This is a genomic window from Cognatundibacterium luofuense, from assembly GCF_018139685.1.
Lineage (GTDB): Bacteria > Pseudomonadota > Gammaproteobacteria > Burkholderiales > Burkholderiaceae_D > Undibacterium > Undibacterium luofuense.
The window spans coordinates 1-432 of record NZ_JAGSPN010000174.1; the positions used below are offsets into that span (position 1 = coordinate 1).

Annotated in this window: 1 pseudogene; it reads right to left on the reverse strand. The window is 57.6% G+C overall.

Annotated elements, in window-relative coordinates:
- Positions 1–432: pseudogene (locus tag KDM89_RS19890) on the reverse strand (exonuclease SbcCD subunit D); the annotation flags it as partial.

The following is a 432-nucleotide window of genomic DNA, read 5'->3' on the forward strand; positions in this document are numbered from 1 at the left end:
GCTGCCACCGATCACGATACTGCGCTCAGAGGCGGCAGAAACCTGACCGCCGATCAGATGACAATGGCCCAGAGCCACAATCGCCTGATCTTCTGTACGTAACTCCAGCGCACGCTGCTGTACTTGCTGATACAGCAGACCTATGCCTGCCATATACGGATCAGCTGCGTCCTCGACTCTTGGCACGTCGGACTGACGCAAAAACGGCAGCGCCAGTGCAAAAGCACGCGTGACGCCGTGGCGGTCGCGCAGCGGCAGGATCAGCTTGTCCAGATCGATGCTGCCATCCTGCAGGCGCGGCACAAAGCCAATCACATGGGTATTGAATTGCTCCAGCAAAGGCAGGGCCGATTCCAGTCGTCCCGGCGAATCATGATTACCCGCAATGACGACAATTTGTAAATGTGGCTGTATCGCTCTGGCCTGCTGCAG